Source organism: Oleiphilus sp. HI0066, assembly GCF_001635725.1.
In genome coordinates this window covers 1-753 of record NZ_LWFH01000973.1, presented here as the reverse complement: position 1 = coordinate 753, position 753 = coordinate 1, and the positions used below count along the sequence as shown (strand labels likewise).

At 48.9% G+C, this 753-nt stretch carries 2 rRNA genes; both read right to left on the bottom strand.

The annotated features are described in order from the left end of the window. Nucleotides 1-90: 90 nt before the first annotated feature. Nucleotides 91-205: ribosomal RNA gene (gene rrf, locus A3738_RS11035) — 5S ribosomal RNA — on the bottom strand. A 171-nt stretch (nt 206-376) separates the two neighbouring features. After that, a 23S ribosomal RNA gene (locus tag A3738_RS11030) occupies nt 377-753 on the bottom strand; the annotation flags it as partial.

The window sequence follows — 753 nt, the reverse complement described above, 5'->3', positions numbered from 1 at the left end:
GATGTGGTCAGACGCACTTTTACTCGAGGAACAAACCCCCACGCAATAAAAAACCCCAGCAGTATGTACTGCTGGGGTTTCGTATTAGAAGCCTGACGATGACCTACTCTCACATGGGACCTCCCACACTACCATCGGCGATGAACCGTTTCACTTCTGAGTTCGGGATGGGATCAGGTGGTTCCAGTTCTCTATGGTCGTCAGGCAAAACTCTGGTTGAAGTAACTTACGGTCGTTACACCAACACTTAATTCTGCTGTTGTCTTTAACATTGGAAGCAATAGTAGTCGCTTATGATTCATATCTTCATTATTCGTCGATTTTTCGATTGGTTGCCTATACACCCAGCCTTCTTTCGAAGACGCTTTGGCGTTATATAGTCAAGCCTCACGGGCAATTAGTACAGGTTAGCTCAACGCCTCACAACGCTTACACACCCTGCCTATCAACCTCATAGTCTTTAAGGGCCCTTTAGGATTCTCAAGGAATCAGGGAAAACTTATCTTGAAGGGGGCTTCCCGCTTAGATGCTTTCAGCGGTTATCCTGTCCGAACATAGCTACCGGGCAATGCGTCTGGCGACACAACCCGAACACCAGAGGTTCGTCCACTCCGGTCCTCTCGTACTAGGAGCAGCTCTTCTCAATTTTCCAACGTCCACGGCAGATAGGGACCGAACTGTCTCACGACGTTCTAAACCCAGCTCGCGTACCACTTTAAATGGCGAACAGCCATACCCTTGGGACCGGCTTCA